Origin of the sequence: Corynebacterium sp. HMSC066C02, assembly GCF_001814945.1 — a bacterium.
In the GTDB taxonomy this organism is placed as follows: domain Bacteria; phylum Actinomycetota; class Actinomycetes; order Mycobacteriales; family Mycobacteriaceae; genus Corynebacterium; species Corynebacterium aurimucosum.
Genome location: NZ_KV818474.1, coordinates 84,342 through 100,864, shown reverse-complemented (window position 1 = coordinate 100,864; position 16,523 = coordinate 84,342). Strand labels below are relative to the sequence as shown.

Genomic DNA, 16,523 nt, shown 5'->3' with positions numbered 1-16,523 from the left:
CTACTTCAGCGAAGCACGCCGTACACGAGCGATTGCTTCGTCGGCAGATAGTGTCCCTGCGGCTATCTCGCGGCCTAGCTGGCGCACGTACTCATCAGTCACATCGTGGCCTGCTAAACGTAACGCAGCATCACTCAACGCTAACGGATCACGGCCGCTACTACTGCTGCTTTCAATTTGAATAGGCTCCGACATTGCTGCCCTCCCGAGTTTTCAACTACATTTTCTCTCATTTTAGCAGCTCATAACACTAATCCCAAGGGCGTTTCCCATCACTAGGACAACGTTCAGGGCGTGCATTTTGCTAAACTTCATCAATAAGTTTTAACTATTGTCTAGCCGCCCAATGTAAGGAGATCGCCGCCCAGCAATGCTTTCCATCGACGCCGATTATGGGCATTCCACGCCCCTTGGACACCTTGAGAAGGACTTCGCCCCCGGCCACGTTTATGGCCTTGCCGGACCTAATGGTTCAGGTAAATCCACGTTGCTGGCCACGCTTGGCGGGGAGCTTGCCCCTCTCGATGGCTCTGTGGAGTGTGACGGCCATCCCGTCGGCACGAAGGAGCAGCCGGGCGCTGTGATTACGGTGGCCGAGCCGGTTTTCCTCCCCGACCTCACCGTTGGCGAGCACCTGGACTTGATGGGGAAAGCGGCAGGGGTGGACGTCGCCAAGCTCTGCGAGCTCTGGGCGCTTGAGCGTCTCCTTCCGCACCCAGCCTCGCGCCTGTCCTCGGGCCAGCGCCAGCGCGTCTTTCTAGCTGCGCAGCTGTACCAGCCGGCGCGTGCTTTACTTATCGACGAGCCCGAGCGCCACCTTGACACCGCCTGGACTAAGTTCCTGACAGGTGAGTTGCGCTACCTAGCCGACGAAGAGAATCGCTGCATCGTCGTGGCCTCACATTCCGACACCATCACCCAGGCATGCGACGAGGTGGTGCAGCTGTGATGCGCGCTCTATCTCGACTGGGCGACGGTATCTGGTACCTCATTCTCGCCGGCATCGTCATCGGCTTCGGTTACACAGGATGGCAAGAAGTCGGCGCCGTCGCGCCTGCCATCCCGGCGCGCATCACGCTGACTAGTATCGCTCCGATTGTCGGCATCGTGGGACTGCTCGCTCTCATCGTGTTCGCCGAGACGCTTTATCCCCTACGTGCGTTATCCAGGGAGCGTTGGGTGTACGTTGATCGCCCGCGCGGCCGGCTCCGCGGCACGGACTGGATCACGTGGGCGCAGCTGGTCGGCTTTGGGGTCTTGGGCCTCGGCATCTGCGTGTCCACCGGGCTATCCCCGTGGTTCGCGCTGGTAGTCCCGGCCCTACGTTTCGTCGTGGGGTGGCGCTCGTTCACGCTGGCTTCGCTACTCAGCGCTGGGCGCACGCGCCTGGTCGGCGGTTCTGGCCTAAGCCTTCTCGATTCGGAAGTCACCTCTGATGCCATTGCGAGCCAATCCGCGTGGATTCCTCGTCGCGCCCATGCGCCATCGACGTTAATGAGTCTCTTCTTCCGTCGTTTGGGACGACGGTGGTACATCGGCGTCGGTGCGCTCGCGGCCCTCGGCTTGTCGTTGGGGTTCGCCCCACAGTTCGGGGCGCTGGCCATCGTCGGCTTCATGTCCGCGTGGAGCATCGTCGGTGCGGCGGTTGGGCGCGCCGCCTCCTTCGGCCGCGTCAGCGACGATGCATGGCCCGACTGGGGCCTTCCCCTTATAGCTTCTGTGGGCACGGCACTCCTTGGTGCCGGTATCCTCCTCTTGGTGTGGAATCTTTCCGCCATCGCAGTGGCGCTCATCATCGCCGGTCTTAGCTGGGCGTCGTTTAAGCGTTCCCGCCCGGCACGGGTAGACAGCATGTCCATGCTGGATAGCGGCGGTTTCGGTGTCTCCTTCTCCCCCGAGGTGCTGCACTACATTGCCCGCGGCGCCCTCGGTTTTGGCGTGGCGGCCCTTGCGCTCGGGTATTAGCCGGGGCTAGCCTTTCAGGCATGAAGATTTTTTCCTAATTCGACGTCACTCTTTTTGCGCGACTTACTCGAAGGTGGATTTCTTCATGCCTATTTCTTTTTCTCATCTCACCGTCGTTTGGCCCGACGGCACCCCCTGTTTCACGGACCTCACCGGCTCCTTTTCCTCCCACTTCACGGGCTTGGTCGGGGCGAATGGATCCGGAAAATCAACGCTAGCCAAGGTACTTGCAGGCCTCATTGCTCCGACTTCGGGAACCGTATCCGCGGGCTCAGTCATCTATGTCGACCAAGACCTAGGCCTCCACACGTCTGACACCATCGCCGATGTCTTTGACGCAACAGAGATCCTCAGCGCCATTGACCGCATTGAGGCTGGCGAATACTCAGACGACCTCGCCGCCGCTGTTGGTGAGCAGTGGGATTTGGCAGAGCGCATCGAAGCGACTCTCGACGCCGCAGGTATCCCCTTCCCGCTAGATCGCACTATAGGGACTTTGTCCGGTGGTGAAGCCGTCACGGTGGCACTGACCGCCGCTTTCTTTCGCAAGCCGGATTTCCTGATCCTCGACGAGCCCACCAATAACCTGGACTCCTCATCACGCCAGCGCCTGCTCGAGCTCATTCGCACCGCGCCGATGCCGGTTCTCGTTGTCTCACATGACCGCGAACTCCTCGAGCACGCGGACAGCATCGCTGAGCTCTACCACGGAACGCTGCGCGAGTTCGAGGGAAACTACTCCTCTTACCGCGCAGCGATTGATGCCGAGCAGGATTCCGCGCAGGCCAAGGTCAGGGAAACCAAGGCCAACCACCGCAAACAGATCCGCGAGCGCGCCGCTATGCAGACCCGCATTGCCCGCGATGCCCGCCGCGGCAAGAACTTCTCCAACTCGAAGCGCAAACCCGGCATGGCCATGGGCAATGACAAGAACCGTTCCGAGCGCTCCGCCGCTGGGCGTTCTCAACAGGCCAACGATGCAGTGTCTGCCGCCCAGTCGGCGCACGACAAGGCACAGCGCGCGCTTCGCGACGACACCCATGTCCACATCGACCTCCCCGGCACAGAGCTGCCCGCGGGCACCCGAGTGCTCGTCAGCGATCTGCTCAGCATCACTGGCCCCGAGCGCGTTCGCCTCACCGGGCCCAACGGCAGCGGCAAGACCACCTTCCTCAACCGCATTGTCCGCGGCGACGTCGAATACGCGCTGCCCTGTGGATACATCCGCCAGCGCATCGTCTTGCCTGAAGAGAAATCGGTGTTCGACATCGTGCGGGCAGCCAACCCCAGCGCAGACCCGCAGTTCCTGCGCGACCAGCTGGCCCAGATGCTCTTTATCAACGACAAGATCCACCAGCCGGTGGGACAACTCTCTGGTGGCGAGCGCTTCCGCGTCGAAATCGCCCGCGTCCTGCTCAGCGATCCAGCCCCGCGCTTCCTGCTTCTCGACGAACCAACGAACAACATCGACATCCCCACCACCGACTGGCTAATTGAGGTGCTCACCAGCTACCGCGGAGCATTCATCTTGGTCAGCCACGATGAGCACGTGTGCGAGCGGCTCAACCTGACGCGCGCTGTTCACGTGGCCCCATAAACTGAAACTTCTCTAGCGCCCATCCTCTTTTCGTTGTACAGTTTCTTGTACAAGAAGGGAGATCGCTTATGAAGACCATGTCTTACTCGGAATCGAGAGCACGGTACGCCGAAGTATTGCAGTCGGTTGTTGATGACCGCGAGGAAGTCATCATCACTCGCAATGGTCATGAGTCTGCAGTCATCGTTTCCTTCGATGACTACAACTCTCTTCGCGAAACTGCTTACCTTCTGCGTTCCCCTCGCAATGCCCAGCGCCTACTTGACTCCATTGAGAGCCTCAATACGGGGAAAGCAACGGAACACGAGCTCATTGAGGAAGATTAAGCTCCATGATTCTTTCGTGGACAGAGGAAGCATGGGAGGACTACCTCTGGTGGCAGTCTCACGACAAGAAGTTCCTCAAGAGAATCAATAACCTCATTAAGGACATTGCGCGAAACGGCAACGAAGGAATAGGAAAACCCGAACCTCTCAAATTCGAGTTGTCCGGGTTCTGGTCTCGGCGAATTACCGAAGAGCACCGACTGATCTATCGCATTAAGGGCGCGACAATTGAGATTGCTGGGTGCAGATACCACTACTAGCTAACGAGTACTTGCGCGGCAGCGCGGGCGCCGGCGATGACAGCGGGCACGCCGACTCCATCGGCCCAGGCGCCGGCGGTGGCGATACCGGGGACGTCGGCAAGCGCGGCACGCACGGCGGCAACGGTGGCCAGGTGCTTTTCGTCATAGCGGGGGATGCCGCCGAACCAGCGCTGCGTGTAGATCTCTTCCACGCCACTAGCACGGCCGTCGAAACCGGTGATCTTCTGCAGGTCATCGAGGGCATAGTCCACGAGATCATCCTCCTCCGCGCGCACGAGGGCATCATCCCCGAAGCGGCCGAAGGAGGCGCGCACGAGGAAGCCCTCGCGCTCGTTCAGGTGCGGCCACTTGTTAGAAGAGAGCGTGAAGGCCTTGGCGCGCACGTCGGGCTCGTCGGAGGCGACGAGGATGCCGGTGGCGTCGGGAAGCGCATTGCCCTCCGGATCCGTGGCGGAGGCAAAGTTGAAACCGACGACCACAGAGGAGGCCAGCTGGACGGTGGACAGCTTCTGGGCGGCCTCGGGGGCCACGGCCTTGAGCAGGCGCGCCGTCGTGGGAGCCGGGGTGGCAAAGAGCACGCGGTCGAATGGACCGATATCCCCCGGCGCGCCCTTGACCTCAAAGGCATCGCCCTTGCGCGTCACACCAGAAACAAAGGCGTCCAGGTGAATCTGCGCGCCGGACTTCTCAGCCAGGGCCTCGTAAAGCTCTGCGTAGCCGCCCTTGAAGGTGCCGAAGACGGAACCTTCGGCCGGGCTGCGGCCAGACTCGATCTGCTTGATAGCTGCCGACAGCGTGACGGGTCCTTCCTTGGCCAGTGAGTCCAGCGTGGCCGCCAGGTGCGGAACCGTGGCGCGCAGGCCCAGGTCATCGGCCGAGCAGGAGTAAACGCCACCGAGCAGCGCGGAAACCACGTGGTCTACCACGTCATCGCCATATTGCTGGCGCACGAGCTGACCCACGGAGACATCCCCGCCAATTTCCCACTCGAAGGGCTGCTCGTTGGTGATGCGCTCGTTGGTCGCCTCGGAGAAGAAGTCCTGCGGCTCAGAAGGAATACCCATGACCCCGCCCTGCGGCAGGAAGTGCAGCGCGCCACCGGTATACACGCGCGGGCGCAGCTCCGGATTGGGCTCCACGAAGGAATCCTGCAGGCCCAGCTCCGTGAAGAAGTCCACGGCGTCTTGGCGGCGGCGGATAAAGGCCTCCGCGCCCATGTCCGTGGGGCCGCCGTTGAAGGCCACGGTGTGCAGCTTGCCGCCGATGCGGTCGGCTGCTTCGAAGACAAAGATGTCGTGGGGGCCCTTCGTGTTCTGCTTGAGTTCCCATGCCGCGGTGAGGCCCGCTAGGCCCGCACCGATGATCGCGATCTTCATTTAGCCCTCCTCGTGAATGATGGCGACGGCGCGGGTAATGGCCTCCGCCTCCGTGGTCGGCAGCACGCCGTGGCCAAGGTTCCAGATGTGTCCACGCAGGTTCCCTGCCGCGCGGGCGGCATCTACTTCTGCCTTGATGGCGTGTACTTCCTTGCGCACCGCATCCTCGCCGGCGAACAGCAGAGCCGGGTCGAGGTTGCCCTGGAGAATGTCCGCGTTGACGCGGGCCGCGGCGGCATCCATGCTCACGCGGTAGTCCACGCCCATGACCTCAGAACCAGCCTCCGACATCGCGCCGAGCAGCTCGCCGGTCCCCACACCAAAGTGGATGCGCGGCACGCGGCCTTCTGCAACCTTGAGGATCTGTTCCGAATAAGGCAGCACGAACTCGCGGTAATCGCGCTCGTTGAGGTAGCCCGCCCAGGAATCGAAGAGCTGCATGGCGTCAATGCCGGCATCCAGCTGGAGCTGAAGGAAGGAGATGATCGTCGGGGTGAGGCGTTGCATGAGGCGGTGCCAGGTATCCGGATCGGAATGCATCAGAGCCTTAGTGCGCTCGTGATTCTTCGAGGGGCCGCCCTCAATGAGGTAGCTGGCCAAGGTGAAGGGCGCGCCGACGAAGCCGATGAGGGCCTGCTTGTCGGTGAGCTCGCTCAGGATGATCTCAATGCCCTGGCGTACCTCTGGCACATCAACGTCGAGGATAGGCAGGTTGGCCACGTCCTCCTTGGTGCGCACGGGTGCATCCATGACGGGGCCGCGGCCGGGGACGATCTCCACGCCGACGCCCGCTGCCTTGAGCGGGACAACGATATCGCTGAACAGGATGGCGCCATCAACATCGTGGCGACGCACCGGCTGCAGGGTGATCTCCGCCAGGAGCTCCGGCATGAAACAGGAATCCAGCATGTTGATTCCCTCGCGTACCTTGCGGTACTCCGGCAAAGAGCGCCCCGCCTGGCGCATGAACCAGACGGGCGGGCGGGAAGGCGTGTGGCCAGTAGCGGCAGCAATCAGCGGCGCATCAGACAGTCGAGACATACCGTCCATTATGAATCAAAAGTTGGAGTAGGCGCCAATCAGGAGTTTTGGGCTCGGCGGGCCTTAATGAAAGCCGTCGAATCCGGGTGAAAGAGGAAGTAGATGGCCACCATGAGCGCCATCGGGATAAGCAACAAGAGCAGCCCGCCCACGCCCGCGATCAGCGCCGCAATGCTGACGAACATGATGTAAGCAGACACCGCGGTAATGATGCGACGCGCCCATATCGAGCCACTCGCCAGCTGCGCGGAGCACGCCGCAATGACGACGGCACCCACCACGTTGGAGATGGCCGTGAAACGTGTGTTGAAGCGGATATAGTCCACCTGCTCTGGGCTGAGCTGGGTGTTCGTCACCGATGTATAGGAGCCGAAGAGGCCCACCATCCCGGCGGTGAGCATGACGATTGCGGCGATGACACAGACCCAGTAGGCAATGCGCAGCTGGGAAGGCCAAGTGGAAAAGTCCTGCTCGCCCTGCTTCTTAGGGCGGCGTGGGCGACGGTTATAGTCCGCGGGGCCGGGGCGCTCGCTCATCGCTTGCCGTCCTTGCTGTCCTCTTTCTCCCTGTCCTTGCTTTTCTTCTCGCGCTCCTCCAGGTTTTCCTGGCGGCGCTGCTCCTCCATCTCCTTGCGCATCTGGCGCAGCTGCTCCATTTCGCCGGTGTATTCAAGTACCTCTTCCTTGGTGGAGAACATCAAGCCCATCACGGCCGCCACGCCGACGAGGATCTGCACGGCACCATCAAGCAGGAAGAGCCAATCCGGCGCGCTCGCCCCGGCGGGGCTGCTGATGAAGACGATGAGCACGCGGAGGCCAAAGTAGAGGGAGAAGGCAAACCACAGGCGCCGGCCAGTACCGGCTGCCTTGGAGTTCTTGTGTATAAAGCCCAGCATGATGCCCAACAGCACCACGATGGCGAGTGAAATCAGCGAGCTGAAGGCCACCGAGCCATAGCCCACGAGCTGTACGAGGGCATCGCTGACGTCCTGCCCGGACTTCTCCGCTGCGGACTCCGCGGTGGTGCGGGCCTGGGCGAAGAGCTCCTCCCTATTCAACAGGGTCAGCACGATACTCAGGACTAGGTGCACCACCTCGAATACCAGGGCAACGGTCCACACCTTGAGCATGAGCGAGACGGCTTCGGTGCGCTTGGTCTGCTCCTTATCCGGCTCCTTGTCCTGCCCCGCCGGTTGCTTAGCCGGCGAGGCTGTGTTCGGGCTGAACGTCACGATTCTCCTTTTATTTGAGCAAGCGGGCGGCGTCCGTGGCGAAGTAGGTCAGGATCTGATCCGCGCCCGCACGCTTGAACGCGGTCAAGGACTCCAGCATAACGGCCTCGCCATCGATCCACCCGTTCTGGGAAGCGGCCTGAATCATCGCGTACTCGCCGGAGACCTGGTAGACAGCTACCGGCACGGAGGAGCGCTCGACAGCACCGGCCAGCACATCGATGTACGGCAGGCCAGGCTTAACCATGACGATGTCCGCGCCTTCCTCGATGTCCAGGTCTACCTCCAGCATGGACTCACGGAAATTGCGCGGGTCCTGCTGGTAAGTACGGCGGTCGCCCTCCAGGGAGGAACCCACGGCATCGCGGAAGGGGCCGAAGAAGGCCGAGGCGTACTTGGCCGAGTAGGCCATGATCGCAACATCCTCGTGGCCGGCTTCATCGAGGGCCTCACGGATGGCGGCAATCTGTCCATCCATCATGCCGGACGGGCTGACCATGTGTGCACCAGCGCGGGCCTGGGAGCGGGCCATATCCTGGTAAAGCTCCACGGTTTCATCGTTGAGCACGCGGCCTTGGTCATCGACCACGCCGCAGTGGCCGTGGGAGGTGAACTCATCGAGGCAGGTATCCGCCATGACAATGAGGTCATCGCCGAATTCCTGGCGCAGCTCCGCAATCGCCACGTTGAGGATGCCCTGTGGGTCCCAGGCCACGGAGCCGGTCGCGTCCTTGTCTTCCTCACGCGGCACGCCGAAGAGGTCAACGCAGGTCACGCCCGCATCGAGAGCCTCGTGCGCGGCACGCTTGAGGGAATCCAGGCTGTGCTGCTGCACGCCCGGCATGGAGGGGATGTCACGGGGTTCATTCAGACCGTCGACCACGAACATCGGGAGGATAAGGTCGGAGGGGCGCAGCGACGTTTCCGCAACCAAATCCCGAAAAGCCGGGTTCTGACGTAGGCGGCGGGGGCGGCGAGCAATGCTCATGAGTAAAAACTCTCCTTTGAGCTACGAGAAAATTGAACTACCTTCCCGACTCTAGTCGCCCCTTACATGCCCGCCCAGAAGCGGTCTACGCCGTCTTCTTGCGCGAGCGGCGCTTCTTGCGCGGAGCTGGCAGGTTGCCGGCAGCACGCAGGGCTGCGACGTGGTCAGCGAGGGCGTCGACAAGCATCGGCACATCCGCGACCTCCGGGACCACGTCCACGCGCAGGCCCACCTCCTCAGCCGCCGCCTTGGTGGAGGGGCCAATGCAGGCGATGATGGTGCGGGCATGCGGCTTGCCGGCAATGCCGACGAGGTTGCGCACCGTCGACGGCGAGGTAAAGGCAACGGCGTCGAAGCCGCCGGTCTTGATCATGTCACGGATCTCCGCCGCCGGCGGGGCTGCACGCACCGTGCGGTAGGCCACGACATCATCGACTTCCCAGCCCAAGTCCAGCAGGCCAGTCACCAGCGCCTCGCCGGCGATATCGGCGCGCGGCAGCAGTACACGCCCCACGGCGTCGATATCCTCAACGTAGTTGGGGAAGACCTCCACGAGGCCCTCGGCGTTCTGCTTCGTCGCCGGCGGCAAAAGCTCCGGGACCATGCCTTTGGCGCGAATAGCATCGGCGGTCTTCTGCCCCACCGCAGCGAGGTGCACGCCGGCGAAGTCGCGGGCATCGAGGCCGAGTTCCGCGATCTTCTTCCACACCGCGCTCACCGCATTGACGGAGGTGAACACGACCCACTTATAGCGACCTTCGACAATGCCCTTGATGGCGCGATCCATCTGCGCCGGGTTGCGCGGCGGCTCCACGGAGATGGTGGGCACCGACTGCGGGATGGCGCCGTGGCCAGCCAGTCGGGCGCTCATCGCTGCGGCCTGCTCCTTCGTGCGCGGCACCAGCACGCGCCAACCATAGAGCGAACGGTTCTCCCACCAGGAATACTTCGAGCGATCATCAAAGCTGCGCCCCAGCGTGACCACGAGCTCGCCCGGCAGCTCAGCGTCAAGCTTGCCGAGTGTTCCCAGCGTGGTCTCGTGCGTGCGCTGCAGGCGCGTGGTGCCGTGGACGGTGACGTATGCTTCCGTCTCCGCGGGCATCCCGCGCTCCACCAGCTCGGCGGAAATAACCGGCAGGTCATCTGCCGTAGCTTGCAAAACCAGCGGCTGCGTCGCGGTGGCCAGCGCATCCCAGTCCGCGCCTTCCGTGATGTCGGCCTCGGTATAGGTCGCACCGAGAGCAATGCCTGCGAAGGAGGGAACCGTCGAAGGCAGAGACATACCCGGGACTACCTGGAATTCCATGCCCGCATTGGCCACGGCGGTGATCTCCGCCTTGATGGACTCACGGTTGAGCGGGTTACCGGTAACCAGACGGATCACGTCGTGTCCCTCGGCGCGCTCGAGCGCGTTACGCAGTTGCTTGACGACGTCCCCCTCGACCTCCTCAAAGACCGCCGCCGTCGGCGGTGCCGGGCGCGGCGGCTTACGGCGCGCGCCCGCTTCCTTGGCGGCGGCGCAGATGCGCTCGTACTCTTCCTCGGCGGCGTCGAGAAGCTCCTGCGGAACCGGCACCTGCTGCGCCACCATGTCACGCACGCCCTGCGAGACCCCCGGGTCGGTAACGACGTTGGCGGTCGTCTCCAGAACCTCGCGGGCGCGAACGGTCAGCAGGTCGGGATTACCTGGTCCGGCACCGACGAAGACGACTTTGCCCAGATCAGACTTACCCAGCTCAGGCTGGGTATCCGGAACGGCATTGCTCATAAGGTTCTTTTCTAGTTTGTGGATTCCGAGTGCCCCGGTGCCACCGCTGTGGCAGGCGCGGGAGTGGAGACAAGAAAGCCCCTCACTCGCGAGTTAAGGGGGCCTAAATCATTGCTCTCAATGATCGTGTGCTAGATACACACTAAAGGAAAAGGCCCCAAAGCAAAAATTACGTGCGGTTATTCCGCTGCCAGCACGTCCGCAGCGCCCTGAGCGAAGAGCTCCTTGGAGATTGCACGTCCCAATTCTTCTGCCTCGCTTGCCGAGCCCTGGGCCTGAGCGATGAGCTGACGGGAGCCGTCGAGGGCGAAGACACCGCCGCGAACGACCAGCTGCTCGCCTTCCCAGTGGGAAGTGGCAGCGACCGGCGCGGTGCAACCGGCCTCCAGCTGGGAGAGCACGGTGCGCTCGGCGCGGGTGGCGGCGGTGGCGGGGGCGTCGGCAAGCAGAGCAATGGCCTTCGCTGCCTCAGTTCCCTTGACAGCCTCGATGGCCAACGCGCCCTGCGCGGGTGCGGGCATGAAGACCTCCGGATCGAAAACCTCGGTGGCGCGATCAGCATAGCCCGCGCGCACGAGGCCAGCGTAGGCCAGGAGGACGGCGTCGAGCTCGCCGCTGGTGACCTTGCCCATGCGGGTATCGATATTGCCGCGCAGCGGACGAATATCCAGGTCCGGGCGCATAGCGCGCAGCTGACTGATGCGCCGCGGCGCGGAGGTACCCACACGTGCGCCCTCCGGCAGTTCCTTGAGGGTCAGACCATCACGGGCGATGAGCGCCTCACGGACGTCTTGGCGCTGCGGCACCACGAGGTCGAAACGCTCGTCGGCAGCCGTGGGCAGGTCCTTGAAGGAGTGCACTGCGATCTCACACTCGCCGCGGTCGACGGCCTCACGCAGGGCCTGCGTAAACACACCCACGCCGATGCGCTCCACAGGAGCCATGTTGACGTCACCCTGCGTGGTAACGATGTGCAACTCGGCCTCATAGCCTTCCTGCTGCAACCACTCCTGCACGTGGCCCGACTGAGTAGTGGCCAGGAGGGATCCTCGGGTACCGATCTTCAACATCTATGCGTCCTTTTCTTCCTTAGTACGTTCCGCGGCTTCCATCTGCGCGGCATCCGGCAGATCTGCCATGTCTACTGCTACGCCGCTGCCCTCCAGGTGGAGTCCAAAGAGTTCCTGCAACGCGGTCTCATGGCTTACGGTGCCAGAGTTAGCTGCGAGCTGCTTCGCACGAACCGTGGGCTCGTGGAGCAGCTTATCCGCAACGCGCTTGAGCGCGCGATTGATATCTCCCATCTGGCGCTCGTCCAACTCGGGGTGCTTCTGCTCCATCCGCGCCACCTCGCACTGGACCAGGTTTGCCGCCTGCTTGCGCAGTGCCGATACGGCTGGGACGACGTCGCGGACGCGCTGCTCGGAAGCATAGGCTTCCAGTTCTTCACTGACGATGCGCCGCGCCTGCGCGTGTGGGCTGCTACCCGCTGCCAGATCAGTATCGGCCGCCTGCAGCGAGTTATTGAGACGTTCGATATTGACCAGGTCGACTCCCTCAGCTTCTGCCACGGCGTCATCAATATCGCGTGGCAGAGACAGGTCCACGAGCATGAGTTCGCGGTCGGCCACGTGATAGCGCTCGACGTCGGCCGCCGTAATAGTGAAGTCCTGGGCTCCGGTGGCAGAGATCGCCACGTCCACATCGCGCAGGGCTTGGGCGCGTTCCGAGTATTCAATAACGTCTGCGTACACGCCCGCCTCATGGGCGTGCTGCGCCACGCGCTCAGCGCGGGCAATGGTGCGGTTCGCAATAATCAGGTGCGCACCCAGGCGCCCCGCGTGCGTTGCCGCCAGCGAGGCCATTGCACCTGCACCCAAGATGAGAACGCGCTTGCCCGCGAGATCTTCCCTGCCCATGCGGCTCAGCGCCTGATCAAAAGCAAAGGAGACCATGGAGGAGCCCGCCTCATCGATCTCAGTTTCGGAATGCACCCGCTTGCCGGTACGCAGCGCGGACTGTGCCAGCGCGTGGATGCGCGGGCCGACGGTTCCTTGCTCCGAAGCAAACTGGTAGGCGGTGCGCACCTGGCCGATGATTTGCTGCTCACCCACCACCATCGAGTCCAAGCCGGAGGCCACCATCATGAGGTGCTCGGCGGCGGCGTCGGCATAGCGCACATAAAGATAGGAGCGCAGCTTCTCCTCTTCCACCCCGGAGACTTCAGCGAGGTTGCGCACGACATCCTGGACGCCCGTGTGGAAAGAGCTCGTGACGGTATAAACCTCGAGGCGGTTACAGGTGGAGATAATCATCGCCTCGGTCAACGAGCCTGCCGATACCATGGCCCGGCAGGTGTCATTCTGCACGGTCTCGTCCATGCTCAGCTTTTCCAGCAGCGCCACCGGCGCCGACTGATGCGACATGCCCACGACGAGCACACTCATGCACTACCCTCCAGTTTTGCATCATCCCTTTGGATGACATAGATCATCCAAAAGACTACTAGTTTTCAGCTCGTTTCCGAAACTCGCGGGAGTCCCCGAGGAAAGCTACTCCACCAACGCCTGCGCTAGCTCCTCATTGTCCACTTCCCAGCAGGAGAACTCCTCGCCATCAATCACCACAACGGGGACGCGATCACCATATTCCATGGCCAGCTCCGCATCCTCATCGACGTTGCGCACTTTAAGCTCTGCCCCAGCCTGCCGGACCACCGGGGTAATCTGCTCCAGAACGCGCGCGCAGGAGCCGCACGTGGTACGCACCATCAGCTCGACGACGTGAGACATTAAGAACTCCTCGATAGGACGTAGAACGGTTCGCGGTTTACTATGGACACGTTAGTCTTCCCGCCTTATGAAAGCTGAACGCGTGCCTCTCCCGCCCCCTCCTGGTATGCCCGATTCTCCCCGTGAGTTCCTTGCCAATTGGACCGCAAGCAGGGGAAACTTGCGTAATTTCCTGGAGCAGCAGGCCTTCGCCCCGCTGGGTGAAGAGCACCAGAGGGCGGCCGGTGAGGCGTCGGCAGCCGCGGCGGTAGAGCACCTCTTCGGCATCGACCTGGATGCTTTTTCTTCTGGTGTGGACTCCGTTCGGGGCTCCTTCGAATCCGCCGGCGCGCGCTCCATCACTGAGCCCGACCCAGACATCCCCCAGGACACCGGCGCTGCCGCCTTCTTCGACGTGGATAACACCTTGGTCCAAGGGTCCTCGCTCGTGTCTTTTGCCTTGGGCCTCGCGCGGCGTCGCTACTTCAAGCTCTCAGAGATCCTGCCCATCGCCTGGAAGCAGCTAAAATTCCGGATTTCCGGTTCGGAGAACGCCGCCGACGTGGCCGCAGGGCGCGTGCAAGCGCTCGAGTTTGTCAAGGGCCGCTCAGTGGAGGAAATGGTGGCTTTGTGCGAGAGCATCGTGGACCAATCCATGGCCCGCAAGGCCTACCCGGGCACGAAGCAGCTGGCGCAAATGCACCTCGACGCTGGCCAGCAGGTATGGCTGGTCACGGCCACCCCCGTGCAGCTGGCGCAGATTCTGGCGCAGCGTTTCGGTTTCACGGGCGCGCTCGGCACCGTGGCGGAGGTCAAAGATGGCCGCTTCACCGGCCGCCTCGTGGGCGATATCCTCCACGGGCCGGGTAAGAAGCACGCCGTGGCGGCGCTCGCCACACTGGAGAACCTCGATCTTGAGCGCTGTACCGCCTACTCCGACAGCGCCAACGATGTCCCGATGCTTTCCATGGTGGGAACCCCCGTGGCCATTAATCCGGATTCCAAGCTGCGCGATATTGCAGAGGAAAAAGGCTGGCTCATCCGCGACTACCGCTCCGTGCGCAAGGCCGTGCGCGCTTATGGCCTCCCCGCGCTAGCCACCGCGCTCTTCTCCTATGGCAGCTGGCGCTTCGTGCGCCGCTAACTGCTGCCCTGTGCCTTGGTGCGCAGCATGTCCATGCACATGACCGCACCAATCAGCCCGGCATGCTGTTGTGGGTCGAGCCCCGGCGCAATGCTGAGGCGGTACGTATTCTTCCCAGCGAGGAACCGGCCCACGCCCGCCCACTCATTGCGAACTTCCGCTAGAGGCTGGCCTTGGCTAGTAATCGTGATATTCCAATCCCAGACATCGCCTTCAATCTCGATCTCCGGGAAGCCCTCCATTTCCAAGCTCAGGCGCGTCTTCAGGAGGGAGAATTTTTTAGTTACGACCGCCATGGGCTTCTCGACGCCCGGCAGGTACACCTCATAGGTATCCCGCACGAAGTTCGGCGGATCCTTAATCACCATGAGCGGCTGCTGCGGATTACCTTGCTCATCGGTAAAAGCAACCTCGAGGCTGCGGGAGGAGTTGAAGAACATGTCCTTCAGGCTCGTCGACTGCAGAATCGTCCCGACGGGCACGCCTTGTTCATCGGCGATCAGGAATTCATCCTGCATGAAGGACTTGGTCTGTGAGATAACCAGGCTGTCAAGTGTGAGGAGTCTAGGCAACATAGTTCGCCATTCTACGTACGTGATGGTCCCTTGTGGGGTCAGAAAATAAGACTCTTCATCCAGATTATGACGTCAAATATACGCTCCATAATATACACTCAGATTTGAGTATATTTGCTGGTCAGGATAGATGTCCGGGGCATGTTTTATAGTTCTTTTAGAACATATAACCGAGATTCTAACCCCGGGGGACACCGTGAATACCGCTACCCAAACCGCCTACTTTTCCCATATGAATCCTGACTGCGCCCTCGCTGTGGAGCGCAGCGCCGCCCGCCGCGCAGACTACCGCTCGTGGGTAGCTGCCATGCCAGACCTCGATGAGGATTTTGATGTCGCGTGCCAGAGGCTCGTCGCCAAGCTTGGCGTCGGCGACTATACCGTGAGCGAATGCTGCCTGGCCGTGCACCGACTCACGGAGCTCCCGCAGGTCAAGGCGTTACAGGACAGCCAGTTCCTGCTGGATATGAAGGCCCTCATCACTATTGACCGCACCCTGACAAAGCTGGGCGCGTTGCCGCCAGAAACGCTCGCGCTTATCGACGATGCCCTGATCACCTTCTTCACCCCCACCTCCCCGAATCAGGTCTTTCCCACCCCGGCGCAGATTGGGCGCAAACTGCGCGATATTTGCAAGAGTATTGACAAGACTTTTAGCTTTCGCAATTCCCCGCAGAAAGATACGTATACCTTCACCGATACTGGCCAGCGCGGCATCCTTGAGCTCAATACCGATAGCGCCACGGGCATGATTCTGGATAGCTACATCAAACAAGCGGCAAAGGAGAACGGACTCTCACAGGCTGATGCCCTGAAAAAGCTCATCGCCGGTAGTATCTCGCCGCCGGCGACTGTCATTCTGCACACCTACCAAGCCAGCGATATCGACAACGCCCCCACCTTCGTCCAAGGCCATGGGTGGACGTCACAGGACATGCCTGTCACGCGCACGCGCGACCTCTCCTCGCAGCCACCGGAATCGCGCAGCTACATCGCCTCGGAGCTCATCCGCACATACGTGGAAGGCCGGGATGGCACCTGCCGCGCTCCGGGGTGCAACCGGCCGGCCTACCTGTGCCAGATGGACCACCGCGTCAACTACGCCGACGGCGGCGCCACGCACCCACGCAACCTGGCCAGTTTGTGCCAGCACCACCACAATATGAAGACTGATGGGCGCGCGCACTACATCATGGACCCGCACACCGGGGACATCGTGTGGCTCTACGAAGACGGGACCTGGGCTATGACGGAGCCGACTGGCCCGCTGGCACAGAAAACGAAGCGTTGGGCACAAACGGTGGCTCAAAAGATTTCGGCCACCCGCGAGCGCGCCCAGCAAGAAGCTAAGGAAGCACAGGCCGCTGCCGAGGAACTCCGTACCCCGACCTCCCCGCAGGAGGACATTCCGTTCTAAGCGGCTCCCGTCGTCTGAAACGACGGCGCAGTCATCCGAAACGGCGGGAAGGAGAAAAGAT

General features: G+C 62.1%; 17 protein-coding genes. 7 read left to right on the top strand and 10 right to left on the bottom strand.

Annotated elements, in window-relative coordinates; genetic code table 11:
* The first annotated feature begins 370 nt into the window (after window positions 1-370).
* The 5 genes from HMPREF2996_RS10850 to HMPREF2996_RS10830 all read left to right on the top strand — a co-directional run bounded on the left by HMPREF2996_RS10850 (window position 371) and on the right by HMPREF2996_RS10830 (window position 4,148).
* Window positions 371-949, top strand: a complete 579-nt coding sequence (locus HMPREF2996_RS10850; protein WP_070731348.1) for an ABC transporter ATP-binding protein — start codon at window positions 371-373, stop codon at window positions 947-949.
* A complete protein-coding gene (locus HMPREF2996_RS10845; protein ID WP_070731347.1) occupies window positions 949-1,965 on the top strand; it encodes an ABC transporter permease in 1,017 nt (338 codons plus the stop codon). The genes HMPREF2996_RS10850 and HMPREF2996_RS10845 overlap by 1 nt, the downstream gene beginning before the upstream one ends.
* 85 nt (window positions 1,966-2,050) lie before the next feature.
* Window positions 2,051-3,562, top strand: coding sequence for an ABC-F family ATP-binding cassette domain-containing protein (locus tag HMPREF2996_RS10840; protein WP_070711025.1), 1,512 nt, complete (start codon window positions 2,051-2,053; stop codon window positions 3,560-3,562).
* A 68-nt stretch (window positions 3,563-3,630) separates the two neighbouring features.
* The gene (locus HMPREF2996_RS10835; RefSeq protein ID WP_070645790.1) at window positions 3,631-3,888 is read left to right on the top strand and encodes a type II toxin-antitoxin system Phd/YefM family antitoxin; all 258 of its coding nucleotides are present in this window, start codon (window positions 3,631-3,633) and stop codon (window positions 3,886-3,888) included.
* A gap of 5 nt (window positions 3,889-3,893) precedes the next feature.
* A complete protein-coding gene (locus tag HMPREF2996_RS10830) occupies window positions 3,894-4,148 on the top strand; it encodes a Txe/YoeB family addiction module toxin (protein WP_070645789.1) in 255 nt (84 codons plus the stop codon).
* On the opposite strand, the gene HMPREF2996_RS10825 is transcribed toward HMPREF2996_RS10830, so the two are convergent.
* From HMPREF2996_RS10825 to HMPREF2996_RS10785, 9 genes are all read right to left on the bottom strand, one after another.
* A complete protein-coding gene (locus HMPREF2996_RS10825) occupies window positions 4,145-5,527 on the bottom strand; it encodes a protoporphyrinogen oxidase (RefSeq protein ID WP_070711024.1) in 1,383 nt (460 codons plus the stop codon). The two genes, HMPREF2996_RS10830 and HMPREF2996_RS10825, sit on opposite strands and share 4 nt — an antisense overlap.
* A complete protein-coding gene (gene hemE / locus HMPREF2996_RS10820) occupies window positions 5,528-6,568 on the bottom strand; it encodes a uroporphyrinogen decarboxylase (RefSeq protein WP_070731345.1) in 1,041 nt (346 codons plus the stop codon). It lies immediately after the preceding gene.
* Between the two features lie 38 nt (window positions 6,569-6,606).
* On the bottom strand, window positions 6,607-7,104 hold the full coding sequence (locus HMPREF2996_RS10815; RefSeq protein ID WP_070711023.1) for a tellurium resistance protein TerC: 498 nt from the start codon (window positions 7,102-7,104) through the stop codon (window positions 6,607-6,609).
* A complete protein-coding gene (locus tag HMPREF2996_RS10810; RefSeq protein WP_070731343.1) occupies window positions 7,101-7,799 on the bottom strand; it encodes a choline transporter-like family protein in 699 nt (232 codons plus the stop codon). Before HMPREF2996_RS10810 ends, HMPREF2996_RS10815 begins: the two co-directional genes overlap by 4 nt.
* A gap of 10 nt (window positions 7,800-7,809) precedes the next feature.
* Window positions 7,810-8,787, bottom strand: coding sequence for a porphobilinogen synthase (hemB, locus tag HMPREF2996_RS10805; protein WP_070645783.1), 978 nt, complete (start codon window positions 8,785-8,787; stop codon window positions 7,810-7,812).
* A gap of 85 nt (window positions 8,788-8,872) precedes the next feature.
* On the bottom strand, window positions 8,873-10,555 hold the full coding sequence (locus HMPREF2996_RS10800; RefSeq protein WP_070447915.1) for a bifunctional uroporphyrinogen-III C-methyltransferase/uroporphyrinogen-III synthase: 1,683 nt from the start codon (window positions 10,553-10,555) through the stop codon (window positions 8,873-8,875).
* Between the two features lie 179 nt (window positions 10,556-10,734).
* Window positions 10,735-11,625, bottom strand: a complete 891-nt coding sequence (hemC, locus tag HMPREF2996_RS10795; protein ID WP_070447912.1) for a hydroxymethylbilane synthase — start codon at window positions 11,623-11,625, stop codon at window positions 10,735-10,737.
* Complete coding sequence (locus HMPREF2996_RS10790) at window positions 11,626-13,002, bottom strand: glutamyl-tRNA reductase (RefSeq protein ID WP_070711022.1); 1,377 nt, start codon at window positions 13,000-13,002, stop codon at window positions 11,626-11,628. It lies immediately after the preceding gene.
* 105 nt (window positions 13,003-13,107) lie between these two features.
* On the bottom strand, window positions 13,108-13,347 hold the full coding sequence (locus tag HMPREF2996_RS10785) for a glutaredoxin family protein (protein WP_070447908.1): 240 nt from the start codon (window positions 13,345-13,347) through the stop codon (window positions 13,108-13,110).
* A gap of 106 nt (window positions 13,348-13,453) precedes the next feature.
* On the opposite strand from HMPREF2996_RS10785, the gene HMPREF2996_RS10780 reads away from it, so the two are divergent.
* On the top strand, window positions 13,454-14,470 hold the full coding sequence (locus tag HMPREF2996_RS10780; RefSeq protein WP_070711021.1) for an HAD-IB family hydrolase: 1,017 nt from the start codon (window positions 13,454-13,456) through the stop codon (window positions 14,468-14,470).
* Here HMPREF2996_RS10780 and HMPREF2996_RS10775 read toward each other — a convergent pair.
* Window positions 14,467-15,045, bottom strand: a complete 579-nt coding sequence (locus HMPREF2996_RS10775; RefSeq protein WP_070711020.1) for an LURP-one-related/scramblase family protein — start codon at window positions 15,043-15,045, stop codon at window positions 14,467-14,469. The two genes, HMPREF2996_RS10780 and HMPREF2996_RS10775, sit on opposite strands and share 4 nt — an antisense overlap.
* A 232-nt stretch (window positions 15,046-15,277) precedes the next feature.
* Between HMPREF2996_RS10775 and HMPREF2996_RS10770 the strand changes: the two genes are divergently transcribed.
* Window positions 15,278-16,462, top strand: a complete 1,185-nt coding sequence (locus HMPREF2996_RS10770) for an HNH endonuclease signature motif containing protein (protein ID WP_070711061.1) — start codon at window positions 15,278-15,280, stop codon at window positions 16,460-16,462.
* Window positions 16,463-16,523 lie beyond the last annotated feature (61 nt).

What these genes read in the sequence shown, in the direction of transcription:
- HMPREF2996_RS10840 (WP_070711025.1), top strand. Translation starts at nt 2,051, where the DNA reads ATGCCTATTTCTTTTTCTCATCTCACCGTCGTTTGGCCCGACGGCACC.
- HMPREF2996_RS10835 (WP_070645790.1), top strand. Translation starts at nt 3,631, where the DNA reads ATGAAGACCATGTCTTACTCGGAATCGAGAGCACGGTACGCCGAAGTA.
- hemE (WP_070731345.1), bottom strand. Translation starts at nt 6,568, where the DNA reads ATGTCTCGACTGTCTGATGCGCCGCTGATTGCTGCCGCTACTGGCCAC.
- HMPREF2996_RS10825 (WP_070711024.1), bottom strand. Translation starts at nt 5,527, where the DNA reads ATGAAGATCGCGATCATCGGTGCGGGCCTAGCGGGCCTCACCGCGGCA.
- HMPREF2996_RS10850 (WP_070731348.1), top strand. Translation starts at nt 371, where the DNA reads ATGCTTTCCATCGACGCCGATTATGGGCATTCCACGCCCCTTGGACAC.
- HMPREF2996_RS10815 (WP_070711023.1), bottom strand. Translation starts at nt 7,104, where the DNA reads ATGAGCGAGCGCCCCGGCCCCGCGGACTATAACCGTCGCCCACGCCGC.
- HMPREF2996_RS10780 (WP_070711021.1), top strand. Translation starts at nt 13,454, where the DNA reads ATGCCCGATTCTCCCCGTGAGTTCCTTGCCAATTGGACCGCAAGCAGG.
- HMPREF2996_RS10770 (WP_070711061.1), top strand. Translation starts at nt 15,278, where the DNA reads ATGAATCCTGACTGCGCCCTCGCTGTGGAGCGCAGCGCCGCCCGCCGC.
- HMPREF2996_RS10830 (WP_070645789.1), top strand. Translation starts at nt 3,894, where the DNA reads ATGATTCTTTCGTGGACAGAGGAAGCATGGGAGGACTACCTCTGGTGG.
- HMPREF2996_RS10800 (WP_070447915.1), bottom strand. Translation starts at nt 10,555, where the DNA reads ATGAGCAATGCCGTTCCGGATACCCAGCCTGAGCTGGGTAAGTCTGAT.
- HMPREF2996_RS10785 (WP_070447908.1), bottom strand. Translation starts at nt 13,347, where the DNA reads ATGTCTCACGTCGTCGAGCTGATGGTGCGTACCACGTGCGGCTCCTGC.
- hemB (WP_070645783.1), bottom strand. Translation starts at nt 8,787, where the DNA reads ATGAGCATTGCTCGCCGCCCCCGCCGCCTACGTCAGAACCCGGCTTTT.
- HMPREF2996_RS10775 (WP_070711020.1), bottom strand. Translation starts at nt 15,045, where the DNA reads ATGTTGCCTAGACTCCTCACACTTGACAGCCTGGTTATCTCACAGACC.
- HMPREF2996_RS10845 (WP_070731347.1), top strand. Translation starts at nt 949, where the DNA reads ATGCGCGCTCTATCTCGACTGGGCGACGGTATCTGGTACCTCATTCTC.
- hemC (WP_070447912.1), bottom strand. Translation starts at nt 11,625, where the DNA reads ATGTTGAAGATCGGTACCCGAGGATCCCTCCTGGCCACTACTCAGTCG.
- HMPREF2996_RS10790 (WP_070711022.1), bottom strand. Translation starts at nt 13,002, where the DNA reads ATGAGTGTGCTCGTCGTGGGCATGTCGCATCAGTCGGCGCCGGTGGCG.